Source organism: Spirilliplanes yamanashiensis (genome assembly GCF_016863475.1).
Taxonomy (GTDB): Bacteria; Actinomycetota; Actinomycetes; order Mycobacteriales; family Micromonosporaceae; genus Spirilliplanes; species Spirilliplanes yamanashiensis.
The window spans coordinates 51,153-75,164 of record NZ_BOOY01000011.1 but is presented as its reverse complement, the minus strand read 5'-3'; the positions used below and the strand labels follow the sequence as shown (position 1 = coordinate 75,164).

The 24,012-nt window shown below is 74.7% G+C and carries 14 protein-coding genes and 2 pseudogenes; 6 read left to right on the top strand and 10 right to left on the bottom strand.

Annotated elements, in window-relative coordinates; genetic code table 11:
- Positions 1-3,388, bottom strand: a pseudogene (locus Sya03_RS09620) (hypothetical protein); the annotation flags it as partial.
- A gap of 441 nt (positions 3,389-3,829) precedes the next feature.
- Between Sya03_RS09620 and dnaB the strand changes: the two are divergent.
- Positions 3,830-6,481: a replicative DNA helicase gene (dnaB, locus tag Sya03_RS09615; protein ID WP_203937870.1), complete on the top strand. Its 2,652-nt coding sequence runs from the start codon at positions 3,830-3,832 to the stop codon at positions 6,479-6,481.
- A 3-nt stretch (positions 6,482-6,484) separates the two neighbouring features.
- On the opposite strand, the gene Sya03_RS09610 is transcribed toward dnaB, so the two are convergent.
- The 5 genes and pseudogenes from Sya03_RS09610 to Sya03_RS09595 all read right to left on the bottom strand — a co-directional run bounded on the left by Sya03_RS09610 (position 6,485) and on the right by Sya03_RS09595 (position 14,752).
- Positions 6,485-6,988 (bottom strand): hypothetical protein, encoded by a 504-nt coding sequence (locus Sya03_RS09610; RefSeq protein WP_203937869.1) that lies wholly within the window; start codon positions 6,986-6,988, stop codon positions 6,485-6,487.
- Complete coding sequence (locus tag Sya03_RS09605) at positions 6,975-13,493, bottom strand: toxin glutamine deamidase domain-containing protein (protein WP_203937868.1); 6,519 nt, start codon at positions 13,491-13,493, stop codon at positions 6,975-6,977. The genes Sya03_RS09610 and Sya03_RS09605 overlap by 14 nt, the downstream gene beginning before the upstream one ends.
- A 24-nt stretch (positions 13,494-13,517) precedes the next feature.
- Positions 13,518-14,000 (bottom strand): annotated as a pseudogene (locus Sya03_RS31950) (WXG100-like domain-containing protein); the annotation flags it as partial.
- Positions 14,001-14,004: 4 nt separating this feature from the next.
- On the bottom strand, positions 14,005-14,337 hold the full coding sequence (locus Sya03_RS09600; protein ID WP_203937867.1) for a hypothetical protein: 333 nt from the start codon (positions 14,335-14,337) through the stop codon (positions 14,005-14,007).
- Positions 14,330-14,752, bottom strand: a complete 423-nt coding sequence (locus Sya03_RS09595) for a YbaB/EbfC family nucleoid-associated protein (RefSeq protein ID WP_203937866.1) — start codon at positions 14,750-14,752, stop codon at positions 14,330-14,332. The genes Sya03_RS09600 and Sya03_RS09595 overlap by 8 nt, the downstream gene beginning before the upstream one ends.
- Positions 14,753-14,853: 101 nt before the next feature.
- Between Sya03_RS09595 and Sya03_RS09590 the strand changes: the two genes are divergently transcribed.
- Complete coding sequence (locus Sya03_RS09590) at positions 14,854-16,101, top strand: SUKH-3 domain-containing protein (protein WP_203937865.1); 1,248 nt, start codon at positions 14,854-14,856, stop codon at positions 16,099-16,101.
- Positions 16,102-16,104: 3 nt separating this feature from the next.
- On the opposite strand, the gene Sya03_RS09585 is transcribed toward Sya03_RS09590, so the two are convergent.
- Genes Sya03_RS09585 through Sya03_RS09570 form a run of 4 tightly spaced genes read right to left on the bottom strand, consistent with a single transcriptional unit; the run spans position 16,105 to position 20,804 of the window.
- Positions 16,105-16,770, bottom strand: coding sequence for a maleylpyruvate isomerase N-terminal domain-containing protein (locus Sya03_RS09585; protein WP_203937864.1), 666 nt, complete (start codon positions 16,768-16,770; stop codon positions 16,105-16,107).
- 58 nt (positions 16,771-16,828) lie between these two features.
- Positions 16,829-17,224 (bottom strand): TFIIB-type zinc ribbon-containing protein, encoded by a 396-nt coding sequence (locus Sya03_RS09580; protein ID WP_203937863.1) that lies wholly within the window; start codon positions 17,222-17,224, stop codon positions 16,829-16,831.
- A 5-nt stretch (positions 17,225-17,229) separates the two neighbouring features.
- On the bottom strand, positions 17,230-18,441 hold the full coding sequence (locus Sya03_RS09575) for a glycosyltransferase 87 family protein (protein WP_239107264.1): 1,212 nt from the start codon (positions 18,439-18,441) through the stop codon (positions 17,230-17,232).
- Complete coding sequence (locus Sya03_RS09570; protein WP_370872133.1) at positions 18,438-20,804, bottom strand: putative bifunctional diguanylate cyclase/phosphodiesterase; 2,367 nt, start codon at positions 20,802-20,804, stop codon at positions 18,438-18,440. Before Sya03_RS09570 ends, Sya03_RS09575 begins: the two co-directional genes overlap by 4 nt.
- 626 nt (positions 20,805-21,430) lie before the next feature.
- On the opposite strand from Sya03_RS09570, the gene moaC reads away from it, so the two are divergent.
- Genes moaC through Sya03_RS09550 form a run of 4 tightly spaced genes read left to right on the top strand, consistent with a single transcriptional unit; the run spans position 21,431 to position 24,011 of the window.
- Positions 21,431-21,922 carry a cyclic pyranopterin monophosphate synthase MoaC gene (gene moaC, locus Sya03_RS09565; protein ID WP_203937861.1) on the top strand — a complete coding sequence of 164 codons (492 nt, stop codon included), beginning with the start codon at positions 21,431-21,433 and terminating at the stop codon, positions 21,920-21,922.
- On the top strand, positions 21,895-22,392 hold the full coding sequence (locus Sya03_RS09560) for a MogA/MoaB family molybdenum cofactor biosynthesis protein (RefSeq protein WP_203937860.1): 498 nt from the start codon (positions 21,895-21,897) through the stop codon (positions 22,390-22,392). The genes moaC and Sya03_RS09560 overlap by 28 nt, the downstream gene beginning before the upstream one ends.
- A gap of 9 nt (positions 22,393-22,401) precedes the next feature.
- Positions 22,402-23,601: a molybdopterin molybdotransferase MoeA gene (locus Sya03_RS09555; RefSeq protein WP_203937859.1), complete on the top strand. Its 1,200-nt coding sequence runs from the start codon at positions 22,402-22,404 to the stop codon at positions 23,599-23,601.
- Positions 23,598-24,011: a molybdenum cofactor biosynthesis protein MoaE gene (locus Sya03_RS09550; protein WP_203937858.1), complete on the top strand. Its 414-nt coding sequence runs from the start codon at positions 23,598-23,600 to the stop codon at positions 24,009-24,011. The genes Sya03_RS09555 and Sya03_RS09550 overlap by 4 nt, the downstream gene beginning before the upstream one ends.
- Position 24,012 lies beyond the last annotated feature (1 nt).

Below are 24,012 nucleotides of genomic sequence, written 5' to 3'. Positions count from 1 at the left end.
GGGACTCCGCCGCCAGGTCACGACGCCAGTCGCCGGTGGTCTCGGCGTCGCCGCCACCCCGGTAGGCGGCGCTGCCGCGGGCGGGCGGGCCGCCGTCGCGCTGGAAGCCGTCGGCCTGGATCCGCTGCGTCGGGGCGTCGTCGCCCGGGTACGCGTCGCGCCGGGGGCGGTCCTCGCCCGGGTACGCGTCGCGCCGGGGGCGCTCCTCGCCCGGGTACGCGTCGCGCCGGGGGCGGTCCTCGCCCGCCTCGGCGGCCAGCTCGGAACGCCAGGAGCCGGTGTCGGAGCGGCCGGTGCCCGTGTCGGTGCGCCACGAGCCCGTGTCGGGGCGGGCGCGGCCGGTAGCGGGGCGGCCGCGGCCCGGGTCGTCGTCGGTGCGCCAGGAACCGGTGTCCGACGGGCGGCGGGTGCCGGCCGGGCCGGCCTCGAGGGCGCGCATGCCGCCGGTGTCCCGGCGGCCGGTCTCGGCGCGGCCCGTGCCGGCGCGCGGATCTGTGCGCGGATCTGTGCGCGGGTCGGTGCGGTCCTCGTCGGGACGGCCGGGGCGGCCCGGCGCGGGGCGGCGAGTCTCGTAGCGGCCGTCGGCGCGGTCGTCGTCCCACTGCTCCTCGGCGTCGTTGCGCCACGAGCCGGTGTCGGACGGCCGGGGGCCGGCCTTGGCCGCACGCATGCTGCCGGTGTCGGAGCGCCCGGGGCGGTCGTCGACGGTGCGGTCGTCGGAGCGCCAGGAACCGGTGTCGGTGCGGTAGCCGCCCCGGCCCTCGGCGCGGTCGCGGCCCTCGGTGCGGTCGCGGTCGTCGGTGCGCCAGGAGCCCGTGTCCGACGGGCGGACGTCGCCGCCGGGGGCGGCCTCGATGCTGCGCATCCCGCTCGGCTCGGCGCGCCGCTGCCACGAACCGGTGTCGGCCGGGTCGTCGGGGGCGCGGCGGGACCGGCGGCCCGGGGTGTCCGTGAACGCCTCGGCCGCCCGGCCCGACTGCCAGCCGTCGCCGGCACGGGGGGCGTCGCGCTGGTCGTCGCCCCAGCCGCCGGACGCGGCGCCGTACGCGGTGCGCCTCGGGCCCTCGTCGCGTGCCGGGCGGCGGGTGTCGCCGTACACGTTGCCGGAGTCGTCGGCCGCGGCCCAGCCGCCCCGCTCGGCCTCGGTCTCCCACGCGGCCCGGCGGGCGGCGGCCGGGCCGGGACCGATCGCGGCGCGGCCCGACGGCGCGTCGAACGTGCTCGTGTCCGCGCTGGCCTGCCACGACTCGCCCGCGCGCCGCCGGCCGCGCGTGTCGTCGCCCGGCTCGCGGCGGTCGTTGTCGGTCCAGGCGGGCGCGGTGCGGTCCTGCCAGCCGGGTGCGGCGCCGCCGGACCACGACCCGGTGTCGTCCGCCGCCGTGCGCGACCACCGGCCGCCGTCGCCGGAGCCGGCCGGCCACGGATCCACCGGCTGCGTCGTGGACCAGTCCTCGGCATCGGTACGCCACGAGCCCGCGCCCGGCGCCGCCGGCTCGCGCCACGAGTCCCCGCCCGTGTAGACGGGCAGGTTGCCGGTGTCGGTGTGGCCGGCCCAGCTGTCGCCGTCGCTGTCCGAGGACCAGCCCGTGCCGGAGTGCGGCGCCGCCGTGTCGGGCGCCCGCCGCCGCCCGCCGCCACCGGTCGTCGTGTCCCTGCTCCAGCGCGCGCGGTCGTCCTCTCGGACCAGGTGCCGGGCCGGGTCGAGCCCACCCGACGCACTCCACGAGGTGCTGTGGTCCGTGGCCGGCTGCGCCCAGCCGCCGGCGGGCGGCCGTTGCCAGCTGCCGGTCGTCGCCGGCCCGGCGGCCTGACCCCAGCCGGCCTGCGCGGCACCCGGGGCCCCTGCCGAGGGGGCGCCGCGCCACCCGGCGCCCGTGTCGTCGGGCTCTCGGCGGGCCGGATCGGCCCAGGCCGGGCCCGGGGCGGGGTCCTGGGGACGCGCCTCGCCGTAGGTGCGGTCCGGAGGGGCCGGGGTCGGCCCGAAGCCGTAGAAGCCGGAGTCGGGGGCGGGGCCGCTGCGACCGTCGTCGACGGTGCGGGGTCCGCCGCCGGCACGGAGGTCCTGGCCGCCCGTTCCCCAGGCGGCGGGTTCCTGGGCTGCGCCGCCGGCCCAGCCCTCGCGCTGGCCGCCGACGTCGCGCCGAGCCGGCGCGTCCGCCCACCGCGGTGCGGCGGCATCGGAGGCGGCACCCGCCGGGCCGGACGCGGTCCAGCCGGACTCCTGAGCGGGCCCGCCGCCGCCAGACCAGCCGCCGCCGGGCTGCGCAGCGGCGCCGCCGGTCCAGCCGCCGCCGGACTGCGCGGCAGCGCCACCGGTCCAGCCGCCGCCAGGCTGCGCAGCGGCACCGCCGGACCAGCCGCCGCCAGGCTGCGCAGCCGCGCCGCCGGTCCAGCTGCCACCCGCGGCGGCCGTGCCGCCGGTCCAGCTGCCGCCGGCCGCGGCGGTGCCGCCGGACCAGTCGCTTCCCGGGGCGGCGTTCCCCGCCGCCCAGCCGCTTCCCGCGCCCTCACCGGCCCGGCCGTTCCCTGCCCAGCCCGAGCCGGCCGGTGGTGCCGCTTCGGTCCCCCAGCCGGCGCCGGCCTGCGGCGCGGGTTCCGCCGCCCAGCCCTGCTGCTGCGATGCCGCATCGCCCGCGGGGCCCTCGGGCGCCCGGCGGCGGCCACCGGCGCGCTCCCCGGCGTCACCCGCCGCCGCGGCGCCCCACGACGGCGTCCCGGCGCCGGCCCAGCCGGTCGCCGCGCCCGGACTCCACGACCCGGCGAGCCCGTCGCCCTGCAGTGCCTGCCCGGCCTCGGACCAGCCGGCGCCCTGCCTGTCGGCGGGTGCCGCGCCGCCCGGCGGCGGCTGGACACCTCCCGGCTGCCAGGAGCCCGCGAGGTTTCCGGGCTGCTGCCACGCCGTGCCACCGGCCGCGCCGGGCCGCGGGGACGGGTCGGCGGGCTGCTGCCACGCGGCGCCCGCGTCGGGCTGCGGCTCGGCGTCCGGGGGCGTCGGCCATGCCGTACCCGAGATGGCCGGTTGGCGGGTGGGTGGCTCCGTGGGCGGCCGGCGGAGATCGCCGCCGTCGCTGGTCTGCCAGTGGGCCTCGACCGTCGAGCGGTACGCGCCGCCGCCCGCGCCGGACCGCCACTCGGTGGTGGTGCGCCACTGCGCCCGCTCGGTGGTGGACCGCCACTCGGCCGTGGTGGAGCGCCAGCCGATGCCGTCCGGCGGGAAGGCCGGGCGGGCCGGGACCTCGGGGAACCGCGACGCGGCGTCGCTCCACGGGCCGGCCGGGTCGGGGGTGCCGGGGGCGGCCCACTGGTCGGCGCGCATCGCCCACGCGACGGCGTCCGGGGTGGGTTCGAGGCTGCCGGTGTCGGCGGGAGAGCCGGAGCCCCACTGCACGCCGGGCTCCAGGTCACGGACGCGCGCAGATTCGCCCGGGATGTCGGGATCGCGACGATCGCGGGGCAGCCGCGAGCCGTGATCCCACTCCCGATAGTCCACCTGGAAAGCGTGACCGCTCCGAGACGCATCCGCAATGCCTGTGGACACAGGTTCGTCACGATCGACGTCGACTTTCCTGCCTCCACACGCTGGGGACGATGATGCCGCAGCTCAACGGTGCCGGCCACCGTACCCCCGAACGGTTTTCCACAGGTTGTGCACAGCCTCGCGCACACGCCCGAAGGGGGCTGTCCACAGGTTGTCCCGAGACTCGTCCACCGGGGTGTTTGGGCAGCTGAGTCCCGGTTACCTACGCTGACCTCTTTCGCCCGGGCGACTGTTCTTGTCGTACCTGGCCGGTTGAATGATCGGCGAGGGTGGGCGAGCGGAGGGGGAGCGGTGTCGATCACCGACGACGCACGGCCGGACGCCCGGCCCGCGGGCGACCGCGGACCCGGAGGCGGTGGTCCCGGCGGCCCTCAGCCACCGCGCGACGGCCAGTTCGACCGCACCCCGCCACAGGACGTGGCCGCCGAGCAGTGCGTCCTCGGGGGCATGCTGCTCAGCAAGGACGCCATCGCCGACGTCGTGGAGATCCTGAAGTCCCACGACTTCTACCGGCCCATCCACGCCACCGTCTTCGACGCCATCCTCGACCTGTACGGCCGCGGCGAGCCCGCCGACCCCATCACCGTCGCCGCCGCCCTCGCCGACTCCGGCGACCTGGGCCGCATCGGCGGCGCGCCGTACCTGCACACCCTCATCGCCGCCGTCCCGACCGCCGCCAACGCCGCGTACTACGCGCGGATCGTCTCGGAGCGCGCCGTCCTGCGCCGCCTGGTCGAGGCCGGCACGAAGATCGTCCAGCTCGGGTACGGCACCGGCGGCAACGGCGGCCGCGACGTCGACGACATCGTCGACCTGGCCCAGCAGGCCGTCTACGACGTGACGGAACGCCGCGTCAGCGAGGACTTCGCCGTCCTGTCCGAGATGCTGCAGCCGACGCTCGACGAGATCGAGGCCATCGGCGCCAGCGGCGGCCAGATGACCGGCGTACCGACGGGTTTCTCCGATTTGGACCGTCTGCTCGGCGGCCTGCACCCCGGCCAGCTCATCATCGTCGCCGGCCGCCCCGGCCTCGGAAAGGCGCTGGCCCTCGACACTCCGCTCGCAACCCCGACCGGTTGGACGACCATGGGCGAGGTCGCCGTGGGGGACCGCCTGATGGGTGCCGACGGCCGACCCACGGCCGTGATCGCCACCAGCGAGGTGATGATCGACCGGCCCTGCTTCGAGGTCGAGTTCTCGGACGGCTCGACGATCGTCGCCGACGGCTCGCACCTCTGGGCGACGCAGGACCGGAAGGACCGTCGGTACGGTCGGCCGGCGCAGGTGCGCACCACGGCCGAGATCGCGGCCACCGTGCGCACGGACACCGCCGACCGGCGCGTCAACCACTCCGTTCGCAACGCGCTGCCGCTCGAGCTGCCGGAAACGTCGCTGCCGATCGGCCCGTACACGCTCGGGGCGTGGCTGGGTGACGGCCACAGCGCCGCAGCGCGCATCACATCGGCCGACCCCGAGGTGGCGTGGCACATCGAGGCAGACGGCTACCGGGTCGAGCCCAGCGGTCCACTGCTGTACGCCATTCGCCTCGCCGAGCCCGAGACGCCCTCGGAGGTCCGCTGCGTCGTGTGCGGGGACGGCTTCGCGCCCCGGCGCCTCGGCGCGACGACCTGCGGCATGTCGTGCGCTGCTCGGGCCCGCCGCCTCGGCGTGGCAGCCTCTGTCGCCGTCTGTGCCGACTGCGGAGAGCCCTCGCCCGCCATGCGGAAGGGCAATGACGGCCGCAGGTGCCGCGAGTGCCATGCCGTGTCCGGTTCCGTCACGGCGCAGCTTCGCAGCCTGGGCGTGCTGAACGACAAGCACATCCCCGCCACGTACCTCCGATCCTCGGAACCTCAGCGCCGCGCCCTCCTGGCCGGTTTGCTCGACACCGACGGCACCGTCACGTCGACGGGCAACTGTCAGTACACATCCACATCCCGGCGCCTCGCCGATGACGTCCGGGAGCTGATCGTCGGTCTCGGCTACCGATGCACCGTTACGACCCGGCAGGTGTCGGGCCGCAGCGCGAACTCCTCCACCGCGTACACCCTGAACTTCACCACGACGGACGACGTGTTCCGGCTGCAGCGCAAAGCCCTGCTGCACAAGCAGCGCCGGCGCGGCGCCGGCGACGCGCGCACGTCCAGCCGCTACATCGTCGATGTGCGGCCGGTGGCGAGCGTCCCCGTCAAGTGCGTCTCCATCGACAACGCCGACAAGCTCTACCTGGCCGGGCGCACCATGATCCCGACACACAATTCGACCGCGAGCATGGACTTCGCGCGCAACGCGGCCATCCGCGCCAACTGCGCCAGTGCGATCTTCTCCCTCGAAATGTCGAAGATCGAGATCGTCATGCGACTGCTGTCCGCCGAGGCCCGCGTGCCCCTGCACGTGCTGCGCTCCGGCCAACTGTCCGATGACGACTGGACGAAACTGGCGCGCTGCATGGGCGAGATCAGCGAGGCGCCCATCTTCTGCGACGACACCCCGAGCATGAACCTGATGGAGATCCGGGCGAAGGCCCGCCGCCTCAAGCAGCGCCACGACCTGAAGCTCATCGTCGTCGACTATCTGCAGCTGATGACGTCGCCGAAGCGCACCGAGAGCCGGCAGCAGGAGGTCGCCGACCTGTCCCGAGGCCTCAAGCTGCTGGCCAAGGAGGTCGAGTGCCCGCTCATCGCCGTCAGCCAGCTGAACCGTGGCCCCGAACAGCGCACCGACAAGCGGCCCCAGCTGTCCGACCTGCGTGAATCCGGCTCCATCGAGCAGGACGCCGACGTGGTCATCCTGCTGCACCGCGACGACTACTACGACAAGGAGTCGCCGCGGGCGGGCGAGGCGGACTTCATCGTCGCCAAGCACCGTAACGGGCCCACGGACACGATCACGGTGGCGGCGCAGCTGCACCTGTCGCGCTTCGTCGACATGGCGATCGTCTGACGGTCAGCGCTCTTTGCGGACCACGTAGCCGTCCCAGAGCGGCTCGTCCCAGTCGTAGATGCTGGTCCCGGCCGGGAACGTTCTGGCGCCGCGTCCGGGCAGAGCGGCACTGATCAGCTTGTCGTCGTCGCGGACCCGGAGGATCGGTACGTCGGCCACCGCGCCGACCGCTGCAGCGAAGACCGTTCCCGCGGCATCCGCCTCGATGTCGCGCCCTGTTACCGGGTGGATCCGGGGCCCTTCCGCCTGCCACAGCCGAAGCTCCAGACGGTACGCATCCGATGCCTCCCATTCGTCGTCAGAGCCACGGCCTTCGGTGATGTCGTGCTCCACGAGCGGCCCACCGAAACGGCCTGTGGCCCCATCCACCAGGTGCGCAGTGTCGACCAGGAGCCATGCGCTGCCGTCGCGGTGCTCCACCGTGCCGCCGAGTGCGCCGGCGAGGAGATCGGCGACCTCGTCCGCGGGGCGATGAGTGGCGAAGAAGACCAGCTCACGAACCGACATCGATTGCTCCTGTATCCCCGCGCCAGGTGATCCAACTGCCGTCCGCGGTCATGACGATCATCCGATGGTCGGGTTGAGGATTTCTGCCTTGCTGACGCCAGAAGCCCAGTGCCCGCCGGATGCCTCGTACAGCGCCGTCATGAGTCAGGCCGACATCCCGGCCGTCCACCACCGCGACTGTAATGCGCGGGTCTTGAGCGAACGGCGCGCGGAGGCGCTTCTCAACGCGGCGTGAGTAGTCCGGATCCTTGGCCGTGGGTGGCTCCGAAGGATCCAGTCGTTTGAGGTCGGCGAACGAGCCGAGGTCAGCGGGGTCGACGCGAACCAGCACGTCAGGATTGCCCGATCCGTCGTTGCGGTCGTGGGCAGCATCGAGACCGCGGACGTCGTAGGCCTCGCCGAGCGCCTCCGCCTGCCGGACCTCGTGGTCGTACTCGAAGACGTCGAGGTAGTGGGCGCCCAGCGCGAACGCTGGTCCGAGAGCCCCGGGCGTCTGGCCCGGACGGACATTGATCGTGCGGAAGCCGTTTTCCGTCTCGACGTGCTCGCCCGGCGCGTTCGTCTCGCCATCTTCGGCATTCAGCTGCGGGGTGGCCCCCACACCTTGCCCGACCGGGCTCCCTCCTGGCAGATCCGCTCCAGCGTCGTCTCGTCCGGCAGGACCGTTCCCAGGTCCTCCGTCGCCGTGCGCTCCGCTGTCTGCCGGTCCACCGGCTGAATCAGGTCGTCGTAGTCGTCGTCCGTCAGGACCGTCACCGCTACGGCCGGGGCGTACACCCAGTCCCGGTGCCGCCGGCTCCACACGACCGCTCGGAGAGGCTGGTCCGGGAGGATCTGAGACGCGATCAGGCTCGTCGGCAGGTGCTCGCCCCGTTTCGACAATATGACGTGATAGCCGAAGCCCACTGTCGTCACCCAATCCCAATCTCTCGCCGCCGGGGAAGTCCGCCGGTGTCATTCCGAGTTCCGCCACGACGTCCGCGAAGGTGCGTCCGTCACGGCGCAGCACCGCGAGGTAGTTCTGCCAGACGGTCGGCTCCGAATCGGTCCAGCGGGCGAATGTCTTGTCCTTCGCCGACGGCAATGTATCGAGCCCAGCCGGGAGCGTTCGATGCAGACCCGCCTCGGTCGTCTGCCGATGGATCTCGAGGAGTGCCGCCACCCGCTGTTCGCTGGGCAGCGAGTCAAGCCGGAACGTCTCGTAAGCCGCATGAGTCCGCTTGCCTAGAGCCCGCGACGCCTCGGTCGGGAACTGAATCTCGAAGGTGAATCCGTCCGGCGTTCGTGCCGTGACATTGACCCCGCTGAAGCGGTTTCCGACCTTCCAGAAATTCTTGACGGAGTCGATGGCGTATCCGCGCGCGCGAAGATCCGCCAATACCTCGGTCACGACCGATCCGTACGACGCATGACTCGTCTCAACGGAGAAACGAACCCGGTCGTTGACGCTCTCGAGGAAGGCGTCCATCGGCTGCTCGTCGATCGTGCCTTCGGTCACGAACTTGCGGGCCAGAGAGGCCGGTTCCTTGACCCGGTGCTCGGTGTCGACGAGGCGGGCGACGGGCGCACCGGTGGAGTCGCGTTGCTGCGATGCGATGGCGTCAAGGTCGCCCAGCACCTCGTCGGCGACCCGACGTGCCGCCGTGACTGCTCGCTCCAGCTCACGCCGCTCATCGGGTGAGAGAGCGTCGAGGAGCTCCCGCTCGTGCGCGGAGGCGTCGGCGGGTGGAGGTCCGCCAGGACTGCCCTCGTCGGCCGCGGCACGTCGCGGCTCGACCACGCGGTCAGGGTCCGGCGATCCGCTCGGTTCGGCTGTGCCCTCCGGCTCCGCCGTGCCGAAGGAGCCCGACGAGTGGTGCGGCAGCGGCGCGTACCGCCCCGACCCGTCCAGCACCAGTGCGTCCATCACCACGACGTTCGTGTCCGTCGTCCCCGCCGCCGGTCCCTGGCCGGAGTGGAAGTACAGCGGCCCGTGCGCCGACACCGTGCCGCGCTGGGGGTCGAGCCACAGGACGCGGCCGTCCTGGTTGACGGCGGTCCAGGCGTGGGAGTCGCCGTCGGCCGTCTCCGTGACGATGATCGCGGTGGCGCCCGGGCCGGTGTTGAGCAGGTGGTTGTGCAGGTTCTGGTACGCCAGGTCCACCGCCAGCTGCGCCTGGGCCGGGTCGGCGGTGCGCATGTCGGGGCACAGGCCCTGGAGGCGGCCGCCGGTGGTGCGTTCGATGCGGTCGAGGACGCCGCGTTCCGCGCCGCGGGGGCGGTCGGGGTCGCCGTTGTCGTACACGTCGAAGGTTCTCGGGGCCGCGACCAGCGGATTCGCGTGCAGGTACGTGCTCACGAACGACAGCACCGCGTCCCCGCAGTTGATGCCGCGGGTGCGGTCGGCGGTGGGGCCGCCGTCGTTGAGCAGGCCGAACCAGTCGCCGTCGCGGGGGTCGGCGTGCCGGCGTACCGTGCCGTCGGGGTTGCGGGGGACCGCGCGCTCGACGTCGGCCTGGTGCACCGCGAGCGGGCGCCGCAGGCCGCCCGGCTGGTCGTAGGCGCGCGACGCCTCGACCGGGGTGCCGCCCGCCGGGTCGACGAGCGTGCCCACGTCCGTGTTGAGGTGCCGCCACGCCTCCGCGTCCACCTCGACCGGCGTCTCGATGCGGCCGCGGCGCAGCCGGATCGCCTCGTCCTCGTACTCCTCCAGCTCCGCGCGCAGCTCGTCCGCGGCCCGGTCGAGGCGGTCCGCCTTGAACGAGTCGCCCACGTTGCGGGCCGCCTCAGCGCGGGCCCGCAGCTCGGCGAGGTGGGCGCGCTGCCGGCGGACCTTCTCCTCGAAGAAGCCGGCGCGGTCCTCGCGGCGGTCGTCCTCGTGCCGGTGGCGGCGGTCGCGGGCGGCGCGCAGGTACTCGGCGCGGGCGTCGGCGTCCGCGTAGGGGTCCGTCGCGGTGGTCCGGGCCGTGGTCGGCGGCGGGGTGGTCTGCTGGTACGGGTCGGCGTCCGGCGGTACGGCGACCGGGGTGGCGTCGGGGCGCGGGCCGACCAGGCTCTCCAGGGCCAGGCCCTCGGGGTTGAGGGCCGCGTTGATGTCCGGGCGTTCCGTGGGTGGGGTGGCCGGTCGCGGGCCGTCGGGGTTGAGGGCTGCGTGGATGTCTGGGCGCGGGTCCGCCGGGGTTGCGTCCGGGGTGGGGGACGGGTCCGGGTTGAGGGCGCTGTGGATGTCCGGGCGCTCGGCGGGTGGGGTGGCCGGTCGCGGGCCGTTGGGGTTGAGGGCCGCGTGGATGTCCGGGCGTTCCGTGGGTGGAGTGGTCGGCGGTGGGCCGTCCGGGTTGAGGGCTGCGTGGATGTCCGGGCGCGGGTCCGCCGGGGGTGCGTCCGGGGTGGGGGTCGGGTCCGGGTTGAGGACGCGGAGGATGTCGAGGTCGGGATCCGTGGGTGCGGTGGTGGGGGTCGGCGTCGGGTCGAGGACGGCGAGACGGTCGACCGGGGTCTCCGCCGGGGAAGCGGGTGGTTCGAGGTCGGGTTCGGGCTGCATGGGCTGCGGATCCGGCCGGGTCGGCGGGGGCGCTTCCGGGCGAGTCGGCGCGGGCACCGCGGGATCAGGCTGAACCGGCGCGGGCGCCACGGCATCGGGCGCGACCGGCGCGACCGCATCCGGCTCGGCCGGCGCCGGGTTCGGCGTGGGATCCACGACGGCAGGCTGCTGCGGGACAGGCGCGGGCGGCACCACAGACGGCACCGGCGGGGTCGTGAACGGCGGCGGCTGCTGAGCCGTCGGTGGCCGGTAGTGCTTGCTTTCCGGGTGGATGCCGCAGTTGTCCGGGATGAACTGCTCGTTGCCGTTCGCGTTCAGGACGACCGCGCTCAGCTCGGTCGTGTTCGCCGGGTCGGGGACGCCGCGGTGGCCGTACAGACTCTTGATCGGCTCGTCGCGGTCGACGGCGAGGGGGTCGGCGATGGTGCCGACCTGGGAGTCCACGAACAGGATGCGGCCGTCCTGGTTGATCGCCGAGAACGCGTGGCCGCCGCCGTTGCCGAACCGGCAGAACACGAACGCGTACGAGCCGGGCCCGCCGTTCTGCAGCGCCGTGTACAGGTTGGTGAGGCCGCGGTTGATCGTGTTCTGGTCGGCGGGCGGGTGGCCGAGGCCGATCGGCGGGGTCAGCGCCACGTGGACGGCGTTCGCCACCGTCTCGACGCGCTGCACGCCGCCCTGCTCGCCGTTGCGCTGCGTGTTGACGTCGCCGTCGTGGTACTGGTCGAACGTCCGCGGCGCCGACACCCGCGGCCGCCCGTGGAACCACGTCTCGAAGAACGACAGCGAGCAGTCGACGCAGTTGATGCCGCGCGTCGGGTCCGCGCCGGGCCCACCGTCGTTGATCAGCCCGAAGTACCGGCTGCCCCGCGGGTCGACGCCGCGCACCGGCCGCCCGTTCGCGCCCCGGGGGACCGCCCGCTCGACGTCGAGCTGGTGCTCGGCGAGCGGCATCCGCAGCCCACCGGGCCGGTCGTAGGGGCGCTGCCAGTCGCTCGGGTCCGACACGTTGCCGGGCACCGCCGAGTCCCGCGGCGTGGTCAGCCCGCCGGGCGCGAGCTCCCCGACGTCGGTGTTGAGCCGGTGCCAGTCCTGGCCGCGCACCTCCATCACCGGGATGGCGACGTCGCCCTTCCGGATCTTCTTCGCCCGGTCCGCGAGCTGGTCCGACAGACCCTTCGACCGCGCGGCCGCATCCCGGTACCAGTTCGCCGCGCGCCGGTCGCCCTGCCGCTCGGCCAGCTTCTCCGCCTTGCGGAACTGCCGCGCCTGCTCCCCGTGGTACCGCGCGTCGGTCCGCAGCCGCCGCACCTCGGCCTTGATGCCGCGGTCCAGCTCCCGCGCCCGCCGCTTCGCGGCATCCGCGAAGTACCGCCGCTCCCCCGCATCGTCCCGATCCGGCCGGAACCCGCGCGACCCGTCGCCGACCGGCGGCGGCGAACCATCAGGATCAACCCCGCTGGGGGTACGCGCCCCGGGGCCACCCGAGGAATGACCGGGCCCCGGACTGTCCAGCGAAACCCCGGCCGACGATGCACCGACAGGCACCGTGCCGACGGGCGACGTGCCCCCTACCCCGCCCGCCGGAGAGGTAACGGAGGGGGCCGACGGCGAGGCGGTGACCGGCCCGGCCGCCGCGGTGGTGGGCCCGGCGGCTGACGTCGCGGAAGGTGAGGTGGTGGTCGGCGTGGCGGTCGGCGGTGTCGCCGAGGGCGACGAGGTGGTGGTCGGCGACGACGTGGTCGGAGCTGTCGTCGCCGGCGCAGAGGTAGTTGGGCTCGCAGCCGGGGTGGTGGTCTGTGACGACGAGGACAGCGACGTCGGCGCGGTCGAGGCTGGGGTCGGAGTCGAGGCCGGAGTCGAGGTCGTGGCCGGCGTCGCCGAGGGGACCGTGGCAGGGGTGGTAGCCGGAGTCGCGGCCGGAGCCGCAGTCGGCGGGCCCGCCGGTCCGCCGGACATCGGCCCCGGCGCGGGAGCGGCCGGCGTGCCACCCGCCGCCGGTGATCCGGCAGGCGAAGGCCCGGAGCCGGCCGCCGAACCGGCCGTGGAACCGGCAGCCGGCGCTTCGACGGGCGGTGCCGTCGACGACAGGTTGACGCTGTCGCTCCCCCGCGTCGCGGCCGAAGGCTGCGGCGCACCCTCGGCCGGAGAGGAAGACGAAGCCGGAGAAGCAGACGGCGGAGCAGAAGGCTCCGACGACGGCGCGGGCGCAGCCGACGGAGCGGTCCCACGATCCGCCGAAGGCGAAGAATCCGCCGAAGGCGAAGGGGAAGGCGCAGCCGACGGCGAGGGAGACGGCGAAGGGGACGGTTCCGCCGAAGGCGAAGGCGACCCCGAGGGCGAGACCGACGAACCCGGCGACGAGGAAGACGCAGGCGAGGAGGCCGCAGGCGAGGAGGAGGGGGACGTCGGCGAAGACGGCGACGAGGCATCCGGTGCCGAGGCCGGATGAGAACCCGGCGCTCCCGACTCCGTCACCCCCGGCGGCGCGGACAGCGAGTCCACCCCCCGCATCGAGTCCCGCAGCGCGTTGAGATCACTCTGCGCCCCGCCCACCGCCCCGCTCACAGCCCCCGAACTGGCCCCCTTGGCCACGTCCTCGAGCCCGGGCAGCTTGCCCACGGCGAGGTTCCCGCCGACCTCGCCGAGGACCTCCCCGCCGATGTCGCGCCCGAGTCCCTTCCCGCCGCCGATCCCGGCGCCGGCGGAAGCGGCGCCGCCGGCGAAGCCGGCCCAGGCGGAGGTGCCGATGTCGGCGATGTCGAGGCCGTCGCGGCGGCCGTTGCTCGTCTGGTACGCCTGGATGGCGGTCTGCGTGTAGACCTCCTCGCGGGCTTCATCGAGGCCTTCGCGGAGGGCGTTGCGGGCGAGGGCGCGGCGGCCGGCGGAGGTGCCGAGTTGTTTGGCGGCGCGTTCGGCGGCTTCCTTCATGCCCTGCTTGATGGCCTTCTTGCTGAGCTGGGCGATGAGCCGCTTGAAGATCATCTGGATGGCGAGGCGGGTGGCCGCGATGAGTCCCGCGGCGGCGGGGGAGGCGGCGCCGAGGGTGAGGACGACGGTGATGCCGAGGGCGACGAGTTCGGCGACGAAGATGCCGAGTTCGATCCAGGCCTCCAGCTTCGCGCCCTCGATGTCGCAGCCGGTCTCCTCGACGATCTTGCCGAGTTCGTGGGCGACGAGCATGAGGGCGAGCAGCGGGGCCTGGTCGCCGCGGGACAGGTCGTCCCAGGCGGTCTTGAACGCGTCGACGGTGATGCCGGCGCCGCCGTAGGCGCTGATGAACTCGGTGGCGGCGGCGAACGACTCGTCGACGGGCTGGGCCAGGTCGTCGCCGATGCGGTACCAGAGGTCGGCGACGTCCCAGGTGACGGCCTCGTTGCCTTCGGGCCAGTCGAAGCCGACGACCCATTCCAGCGCGGTGTACGCCCAGTCGGGCAGGTCCCAGGGGCTGAAGTCGAGCGGGTGCGGGATGGGGCTGGGCAGCAGCGACATGGCGTCAGAGGGGCTTCTGGGTGCGGACGACCCGGTGGGACGCCTCGATGTCGGTCTGGGTGTTCATGTCGACGCTGTGCGCGGCGTGCTCGCCAAGGGTGCGCAGGTGCTGGGCGAGGGCCGTCCACGCCTCCATGATCGAGTTCTCGATGCCGCGGTACTTGCCCTCGAAGGCGCCGCCGATCTCGTCGTTGCCCCACGGGGGCGCGCTGCTGAGGGCGGTGAGGGCGGCGCCGGGGCCGTTGCGCAGGGCGCCGAGGTGGTGGCCGGCGGCGGTGAGGTCGCGGGCGGCGTGGCGGGCGCGGTCGGGTTCGAGGTTGAGCTCGCCGTCAGGCACGGTCGCCGTCCTGGCGCATGAGGGCGTCCTGGCGCTTGAGCAGGTGGTCGAAGTTGCCGTCGCGCAGGAACCCGGCGGCGCCGGAGTCGGCGGGCAGGTAGCCGGCGACGAGGGCCTGGACCTTCTCGGTGGTCTGGGCGACGGCGTCCTGGACGGTCTTCGTGATGAGGCGGGCGAGCTGGTCGGGTTCGTGGTCGCGGTAGGCGCGCGGTTCGATGCGCAGCTCGACGAGCTGGCCGCGGGGGCCGACGGTGGCGTGCACGAGACGGTCCTTCGAGGACGCGGTGACCTTGGTGGCGGCGAGCTGCTGCTGGAGGTCGCCCATGCCCTCGCGCAGCCGCTGGTACTGCCCGAACACGTCGTCGAAGCGGGCGCGCAGCGCGCGGTTGGCGTCACGGTCGGCGGTCTGCGCCACAGTGGACCTCCCCAAGGTCGCTCGGCCGTCGACCATACCGGGCAACGCGTTCCCGCGTGGTCCGGTACGGTCGGCCGCGGACGGGGACGGGAGGCCGCCAGATGATCACGCGTACCGATGCCGAGGAGATCGCGGCGGGCTGGGCGCGGCGCGACTCGCTGCTCGAGGGCGCCGAGTTCGAGCCGGTGGTCGACGAGTTCGATCTGGGCTTCGTGGTGTGGACGCGGCGCCGGGTGCCGGACCGGTCGATCCTGGGCGGCGGCACGACGGTGATCGACCGGGCGACGGGCCGCCTGTCGACGTGGCCGAGCGTGCCGACGGCGACGGTGGCGCAGATGTACCGGCAGCAGCACGCGGCGATCGTGGCGCCGGTGAGGACCGCGGATCCGGAGCTGGAGCTGCGCCGCAACGCGCGGCGGCGGCCGACGCCGACCGTGGCCGCGCACGTCACGCTGGACGGCCGGCTCATTGTGGCCCGCGGGGTGAAGGGCGACCAGCAGCTGCGCCATCACCCGCTGGTGGCGCAGTGGCTGGCGGGCAACGCCCCGGGCGAGCTGGTGCGCGGCGCCGAGCGGCACGCGGAGATCGTGGCGCTGTCCGACGCGCTGCACGAGGTCGACCGGCTGCGCGCCGCCGAGGGGCTGGCGCCGGTCACGCTGGCCGAGGCGCGGCAGGCGATGCGGGACCGGGCGTCGTTCGAGTCGTTCTTCGTGCGCGAGCGCGGCGACAAGCTGGGCGGCGTCCCGGCGGACCTGTGCGGGTCGTGCGCGCTGTGCCTGGTGCACTTCGCGCTGGTGCCGCAGGTCGAGGTGCACGCCGCCCGCACGGTGCGGATCGAGCCGCGGCCGGTGCCGCAGCCGGGGCGGTTCCCCGAGGACGTGGGGTGGGCGCTGGCCGACGGCGGCTGGACGGCCGAGCCCGAGGACATGATGGAACGGTTCATCGCGATCCGGCTGGAGGAGACCGCCGCGAAGGTGGGCGTGGGCCTGGAGAGCCGGCTGGAGCCGTTCGAGGCGGCCGCGCGGGCGCTGGCGAGCATGCCGTTCCTGTCGTGCCACCGGCGCGGGCCGGGCCTGGTCCACCGCATCCAGCCGTTCGCGCTGGTCGGCGAGGAGTCCGCGCACTGCGCCGACACCCTGGCGGAGTTCGGCCGGCTGATCGGGTCGCGGGTGTTCCCGATCGGCTGCGACGTGGACACGTCCGACCCGATCGTGATCGACGAGCGTGGCCGGCTGTTCGCCCTCGACCAGGGCGGCGAGTGGTTCCTCGGCGACAGCTTCGACCAGGGCCTGGTCAACCTGGTGGCGGGCGGCTACCAGCCGCGGGTGCGCGACGACGGCACCTGGTAGCGGTCAGCCGATCAGCGGGAAGCGGCCGGCGGCGGCGCCGAGCAGCGCGCGGTCGGCGCCGGTGAGCGGCTCGCGCCCGGTGCCCTTGAGCAGCGCCTCCGTGGGTTCCCAGGCGCTCGGCAGGCCGCCGGCGAGCGCGTCCAGGGTGGACAGGGCGACGTCCGTGGCGGCCCGGCCGGGACCGCCGGCGCCGGGCAGGTCGGCCACCAGGTCGAGGTGGTGGACGACGGCCTCGGTGACGAGGGTGGCCAGGAAGTCGGGCACGGTGAGCACGTGTCCCTGCGTGGCGACGTGCCCGGCCGGGTCGGCGGCGCGGGCGGCGCGCACGGCGGCCGGGGCGGTGTCGCGCCAGACGGTGACGACCCCCGAGGGCCGGGCGTACGCGGCGGCGGCGCGCCGCACGAACGTGGCGTGGCCGTCGGTGAAGCCGGTCGGGGTGGCCGTCCAGTAGCCGGCGTGGTCGACGTCGGGCGGCCCGTCCGCCGGGGTGGCCAGCGTGACGAGGGCGCGCTGGGCGTCGAGCAGGACGTGCTGGAGCAGGTCGCAGACGAGCCAGCCGCGGCACCGGGTGGGCCGCAGCAGGTCGTCGTCGCCGCGGCCGGCGACGGCGGCGGTCAGGCCGTCGTACGCGTCGGCGAGGGCGTCGGCGAGGGCGTCAGCGGAAGCCATGCCGCCGAGCCTCGCACGGCGGTGCCCGGGGCGCCCGGCGGGCGCCCCGGCGCGCCGGTCAGTCGAACAGGCCGTGCAGGAAGCTCTTCTGGCGCTTGTTGCGGTAGTGGCCGTGGTAGCCGTGCTGCTGGCCGTGGCCGTAGGCCGGGGCGGGGGTGCCGTACCCGGGCTGCGGCTGGCCGTAGCCCGGCTGCTGCCCGTAGCCGGGCGGCGGCGGGGGCGGCGGCGGGTAGCCACCACCGGGCGGGGCCGGCGGCGGGGGCGCCTGCTGCGGGCGCGGCGGCCCGGGCTGGGCCTGGCCGGCGTTGAAGCTGGCCTCGGCCTCGAACAGCTTCTCCAGCTCACCGCGGTCGAGGAAGATGCCGCGACACTCGGTGCACTGATCGACGGTGACGCCACTGCGCTCGTACACGCGCATGTCGCCGTGACACTTCGGACAGGTCATCTGCTGCATAAGGCTCAACGGTACCGGGCGAGGTCACGCAGCGGGGCGGGCGCGGTCAGGGCGGGCGCCCAGACGAGCAGGGCGGCCGGGTACAGCAGGTAGCCGAAGCGGGTGGTGGGCATCAGCAGGATCGCGGCGAGCAGCCCGCACCCGCAGAACACGGCGGCCGCCGCGGCGGTGCGCGGCGGCCGGCGCAGCAGCAGCACCCCGATGGCGACGGCGGCCGCGCCGAGCAGCACCGCCGCCAGGACCCGCCCGCCCGGCAGGTGGGTGGCGACCAGATGACCGGGGAACGGGGACTGCGCCGGGCTGGTCACCTGGCCGTGGCCGAGCGGGAAGCGGATGACGTTCTCGACGAAGCCTTCGGGCGACACCAGCAGCGGCGGCAGCAGGGCGAGCAGCGGCAGCCCGGCCGCGCCGAGCAGGAACACCCGGCCGCGCCGGTGCGTCAGCGCCAGCACCAGCAGCACCGCGACCACCGGCCAGGCGAACAGCTTCAGCGCGGCCGCCGCGCCCGCCGCCACCCCGGCGAGGCCGAACCGCCCCGCCGCGCAGCACGCCAGCGCGAGCAGGCACAGCGCCAGCACCGGCAGGTCGTCGCCGCCGGTGGCGAACGTCAGCGCGCACAGCGGCAGCACCGTCGCGAACTGCAGCGCCCGCACCGGGACGTGCCCCAGCAGCCGGACGGCGGCGGCCAGCGCCAGCAGCGACACCAGCAGGAACCACACCCGGGCGTCGGTCGCCCACGACGCGCCGAACACCGCCCGGGGCAGCCCGAACAGGGCCATGCCCGGCTGGTACGGCAGGTAGCCGAGCAGCCGTTCGCCCTCGGGCAGCGCCGCGATCGCGTCGGGCGACAGGTACGGGGTGCCGGTGTCCAGCAGCCGCTGCCCGCCCTGCTCGACGACCAGGACCTCCTCCTGCGCCCGATCGGTGCGCCCCGCGGCGCGCTGGGCCGCCTGCACCACCAGCGGCAGCGCGACGGTGGAGGCGACGGCGAAGCCGAGGACGGGCAGCCGCCCGGCGTACCCCCGCAGGAGCTGGACCACGACGGCGGCCGCGGCGGCGGCGTAGCCCCAGACCGCGACGGCGCCCCACGCCCGGTGCGGCAGCAACGTCGACGTCATGGCCGTGACCAGCGCGAACGCGGCCGACAGCGAGTACAGCAGGAGGTCACCGACGAGGCCGTCGCGGGCCCGGTCGAGGCGCGACAGCCGCTCGATCACGCAGGCAAGTGTGGCAGAGGGCCGCGCCGGCGCCGGCCCTGCGGCAGCCGGATCACCGCGCCCGCGTCGTGCAGCGTCGGCGCGAATGCGCCGGGCCGGCCGTCGTGGCCGCGCCGCAGCGCCGCCAGCAGCTTCCCGCCCGGCATCGGCCGCGCGAACAGCCGGCCCTGCCCGGCGGCGCAGCCCAGCTCCCACAGCGCCTGCCGCTGCGGCTCGCTCTCCACACCCTCGGCGACGACCGTCAGGTGCAGGCTGCGGGCCAGGTCGACGGTCGAGCGCACCACCGCGGTGACCTCGGCGGCCGAGTCGACGGTGCGGACGAACTCCGGGTCCACCTTCAGCTCGTGCACGGGCAGGCGCGACAGCAGCGTCAGCGACCCGGGCCCGGTGCCGAAGTCGTCGAGGACCAGCCGCACCCCGGCCTCGCGCAGCTCGCGCAGCACCCGCCCCACCGTGTCGAGCTGGCTGATCGCCAGCGTCTCGGTCAGCTCCAGCGTCAGCCGGTCCGGCGGCAGCCCGTGCGCGGCGAGCCGGTCCAGCACCACCGCCGGGTAGTCCGGGTCGAGCAGGCTGCGCGGCGCCACGTTCAGCGCGACGGGCAGGTCGAACCCGGCGTCGCCCCAGGCGCGCGCGGCCGCCAGCGACTGCTCCAGCACCGCCGCCGCGAACGCCGGCAACTGCCCGGACCGCTCGATGGTGCGCAGCAGCCGCCGCTGGTCGACCAGCTCCCCGGCGTCCGGCCACCGGGTGACGGCCTCCGCCGCGACCGCCTCGCCGGTGTTGAGGTCGACGATCGGCTGGAAGTCGACCGCGAAGTCGGAGTCGGCGACGGCCCGGCTGACCTCGCCGCCGAACACCAGCCGGCCCAGGTCCGCGGTGTCGTGGGCGTGCACGTACACGCTGGTCCGCACCCCGGTCCGCTTCGCCTGATACATGGCGATGTCGGCCCGCCGCAACAGCTCGTCCTGCCCGCCGGTGCCGGGCGCCAGCGCGATGCCGCCGCTGGCCTCCACGGTCAGCCGCATGCCGTCCACCTCGATGATCGGATCGAGCGCGGCGAGCAGCGCGTCCGCCCGGTGCGACGCCATCGCGGGCGCCGACAACCGGGTGAGCAGCACGGCGAACTCGTCCCCGCCCAGCCGCGCCACCATCTCGTGCTCCCGCGCCGCCCCGGCCAGCCGCCGCGCGACATGCCGCAGCACCGTGTCACCGGTGGCGTGCCCGAGCGTGTCGTTGACCTCCTTGAAGTGGTTGAGGTCGATGAGCAGCAGGGCGGTGATGCCCTCGCCGGCGCGGGCGGCGAGGACCTGCTCGACGCGGTCGAGGAGGGCGCGGCGGTTGGCGAGGCCGGTGAGGGGGTCGTGGGTGGCGGCGTGCGCGTTCTCCTCGGCGATCTGCTCGAGCCGGGCGTACGCGGTGGCGTTGCGGATGGCGGTGGACAGCGCGGACGCGAAGGTCTGCAACTTGTACTGCTCGAACTCGGTGAGCGCGACCGAGCCGCGGATGCGCAGCCGCAGCGTGCCGATGCGGTGGCTGCCGTCGTGGTCCTTCAGGTCGGCGTCGACGGTGGTGCCGTCGCGGACCGCCCCGCCGGTCGTCACACCGTCGGCCGAGCCTCGCACGACCCGGCCCGTGGCCAGCTCGATCTCCGTCTCGTCCGCGGAGAACAGGCGCGCCGCCCGGGTGACGGCGGAGGCGAGGACGGCCTCGAGGTCGACGACGTTCAGCTCGTCGGTGGCCTGCGCCAGCTCCCGCCAGGCGTCACGTTCCTGCTGGGTGCGGATCCGGTGGGTGTGCCACAGGTGGACGCAGAACACCACGGGGGGCACGAGCAGCAGGATGCTCGGGTTTCGGCCCAGCGCGATCGCCCACACGATGGCGAGCACGACGGCGAGGCGGATCGCCCGGCCCAGCATCCGCAGCCCGAGGTTGTGCAGGAACATGGCGCGGACGGACGTGCGGGACGCGAACCCGACCACCGGGAAGAACACCAGGTCGTCGACGATGCTCATCGCGAGGAAGGCGGCCGCGAGCGTGACGAGGTCGAAGGCCGGCGCGTTCAGGTCGGGGCGCAGGCCCAGGGCCAGCACGACGGCGCCGGCGGTGGTGGCCGCCAGCGAGTCCTTGGCCACGCCGAACACGGCCTTGTGCGCGGTGGTCCGCGCGGTGGCGAACCCGATGCTCACTCCGGCGACCACGCAGAGCACCACCCAGGGCGGTGGCACCAGGACCAGTCCGACCAGGACCGGCACCTCGCTCCACGACATGCCGTGCTTGTTGCCGCCGATCCGGACGTCGACCCGGACCCGGTTGGTCACGACCATCGCCAGCGCGAGGGCCAGCAGGATGAACAGCTCCGGCATGGGCCACAGGTCGGACGTGACGGCGGTCAGGACGGCGGCGGCACCGCCGGCCGACACGACGACGAGACCGATGAGCAGCCGGAGCCGCCGATCGGTCGCGTCGTCGTTGGAGCTTCTGGTTACGGTCACCCCGTCCTCTCGCCACCGAGCACGTTCAGCGTAGTGCCGGCGCTCAGGCGGTTGAAGTGCGTGGGGCGTCGGAGCTGTGGTCAGTTCCACTCGTTTCCGCGCATGGCCTTCTCCTCACGTCTCGGGTGAACCCGCTTGGGGTTTCCGCTTACGGGGGTATGTCGCGACACGAGGAACGTACGTCAAGGGCGTTCCCGTTGGTACCGTTTGCTGTCCATATGCGCAGTATGCGGCAATCCCGCGAAGGTCCATTACAAAGCGTTTTTGATTGGCAGCAGAGTGCAATCAAATGGCGCCTGCTACGTCAGGAAGTTCCGATTGGCCGAGCCTGCGGTATTCATTCCCTGACCGGTTCCCGTCGCGGGAGCCCATTCTGCCTGGTGGCGGCCGATTCTTTACCTTCGACCAAGAGATATGCCGGCACATGGCATTGCGCATTGCGGACCGCTATCCGCTTTACGCGGGCTGTGACGGGACGAGGCCCTAGACTCTCCGTCGTGCCCGACGATGCCGCCCTCACCCACGTCGACAGCGGCGGTGCCGCCCGCATGGTCGACGTCACCGCCAAGGACGTCACCGCCCGCCGGGCCGTCGCCGGCGGCCGGGTCACCACCACCGCCGAGGTCGTCGGCCTGCTGCGCCGCGACGGGCTGCCCAAGGGTGACGCGCTCGCCGTCGCGCGGCTCGCCGGGATCATGGGCGCCAAGCGGACCCCCGACATCGTCCCGCTGTGCCACCCCATCGCCCTGCACGGGGTGACGGTCGAGCTGGAGCTGGGCGAGTCCACGGTGGACATTGTCGTCACCACCCGGACCGCCGACCGCACCGGCGTCGAGATGGAGGCCCTGACCGCGGTCGCGGCCGCGGGCCTGGCGCTCATCGACATGGTCAAGGCCGTCGACCCGGCCGCGGCGATCGAGGCCGTGCGGGTGCTGCGGAAAGAGGGCGGCAAGACCGGCGAGTGGGTACGCCCCGAGGACCGGCCGTGAGGGCCCGCGTCATCGTGGCCTCGAACCGGGCCGCCGCCGGGGTGTACACCGACACCAGCGGGCCGCTGCTCGTGGCCGGGCTGCGAGAGCTGGGGTGCGAGGTGGGTGAGCCGGTCGTGGTGCCCGACGGCGAGCCGGTGGGGGCGGCGCTGCGCGCGGCCGTCGCCGACGGGATCGACGTGGTGCTGACCAGCGGCGGCACCGGCATCAGCCCGACGGACCGGACGCCCGACGAGACGCGGGCGGTGCTGTCGTACGAGGTGCCGGGCATCGCGGAGGCGATCCGGGCGCACAGCCGGGGCGCCGTGCCGGCCGCCGCGCTGAGCCGGGGGCTGGCCGGGGTGGCCGGGCGCACGCTGGTGGTCAACCTGCCCGGGTCGACGGGCGGGGCGCGCGACGGGCTGGCGGTGCTCGGGCCGCTGCTCGCGCACGCCGTGGACCAGCTCTCCGGCGGCGACCACCCCCGATAGGCTGGGGACGTGCCGCTCGACTGGGAGAAAGCCCGCAGCCTCGTCCACGAGGCGGGTCGCGCCGCCGCGCCGCCGCCCGCCCGGGTGCCGCTGGCCGGCGCCGACGGCCGCACGCTGGCCGAGCCGCTGGTCACGCTGACCGACCTGCCCGCGTTCCCGACGTCCAGCATCGACGGCTGGGCGGTGCGCGGGCCCGGGCCGTGGCGGCCGGTGGGGCGGGTGCTGGCCGGTTCGGTGGCGTCCCCACTGACCGGCGACGGCACCTGCGTGGAGATCGCCACCGGGGCCATGGTGCCCGACGGGGCGGACGCCCTGGTCCGGGTCGAGAACTCCGTCGTCGACGACGGCGGGCTGGTCAGCGGCGAGCCGAAGCCGGGTCCCGAGTGGCGGCGCACCGGCGAGGAGGCCGCCCGCGGCGAGGAGCTGCTGCCCGCCGGCACGCCCGTCGACCCGGCGGTGCTCGGGCTCGCCGCGTCCTGCGGCTACGACGAGCTGGCCGTGCGCCCGGCGGTGCGGGCCGCGCTGCTGGTGTTCGGCGACGAGCTGCTCACCAGCGGCCCGCCCGGCGGCGGCCGGGTCCGCGACGCGCTCGGCCCGCTCGTGCCCGCCTGGCTGCGGCGGTGCGGGGCCGAGGTCGGCACGGTCGTCGGGCCGGTCGAGGACACCCTCGACGCGCACGTCTCCGCCCTGCGCGCCGGGCTCGCCGCCGCCGACGTCGTCTGCACCACCGGCGGCACCATGCACGGCCCGGTCGACCACCTGCACCCCGCGCTCGCCGCGATCGGCGCCGAGTACGTGGTCAACACCGTCGCCGTCCGGCCGGGCTTCCCGATGCTGGTGGCACGGGTGCCGGGCGCGGACGGGCGCACCCGCTTCGTCGCCGGGCTGCCCGGCAACCCGCAGTCGGCGGTGATCGCGCTGGCCTCGCTGGTCGCGCCGCTGCTCGCCGGGCTGGCCGGGCGCGAGCTGCCCGCACTGTCCTCGGTGGAGCTGGCGGCCCCGATCCCCGGGCGCGGGACGTACACGCACCTGGCGCTCGCCGCGACCGACCACCGTGGACACGCGCGGCCGGTCCCGCACGTCGGGTCGGCGATGCTGCGCGGGCTGGCGCTGGCGTCCGGGTTCGCCGTCATCCGTCCCGGCACGTCCGGCGAACCGGGCGACCGGGTGCCGTTCCTGCCGCTGCCGCTCCTCCCGGGGGAACGATGATCCACGTCGCCGTCACCGACCAGCCGCTCGACCTGGCCGCCCACGAGCAGGCCGTCGCAGACGCCGCGGCGGGCGCCGTCGTGTCGTTCCAGGGCGTCGTGCGCGACCACGACCACGGCCGCGGCGTCACGCTGCTCGAGTACGAGGGCCACCCGACCGCCGAGGCGGTGCTGCGCGAGGTGGCGCAGGAGATCGCCGCCGACCCGGCCGTGCGGTCGGTCGCCGTGTCGCACCGGGTGGGCCGGCTCGCCGTCGGCGACGTCGCGCTCGTGGCGGCCGTCAGCACCGCGCACCGGGCGGAGGCGTTCGCCGCGTGCGGGCGGCTCGTCGACGAGGCCAAGGCGCGCCTGCCGATCTGGAAGCACCAGATCTTCGCCGACGGCACCGACGAGTGGGTCAACTGCCCCTGAG

Coding starts and splice junctions, on each gene's coding strand:
- Sya03_RS09585 (WP_203937864.1), bottom strand. CDS start 16,770: ATGGCTTCCGCTGACGCCCTCGCCGACGCCCTCGCCGACGCGTACGAC.
- Sya03_RS09610 (WP_203937869.1), bottom strand. CDS start 6,988: ATGTCGGTTCGTGAGCTGGTCTTCTTCGCCACTCATCGCCCCGCGGAC.
- Sya03_RS09550 (WP_203937858.1), top strand. CDS start 23,598: ATGATCCACGTCGCCGTCACCGACCAGCCGCTCGACCTGGCCGCCCAC.
- Sya03_RS09570 (WP_370872133.1), bottom strand. CDS start 20,804: ATGCCGGAGCTGTTCATCCTGCTGGCCCTCGCGCTGGCGATGGTCGTG.
- Sya03_RS09580 (WP_203937863.1), bottom strand. CDS start 17,224: ATGCAGCAGATGACCTGTCCGAAGTGTCACGGCGACATGCGCGTGTAC.
- Sya03_RS09590 (WP_203937865.1), top strand. CDS start 14,854: ATGATCACGCGTACCGATGCCGAGGAGATCGCGGCGGGCTGGGCGCGG.
- Sya03_RS09605 (WP_203937868.1), bottom strand. CDS start 13,493: ATGATCTTCAAGCGGCTCATCGCCCAGCTCAGCAAGAAGGCCATCAAG.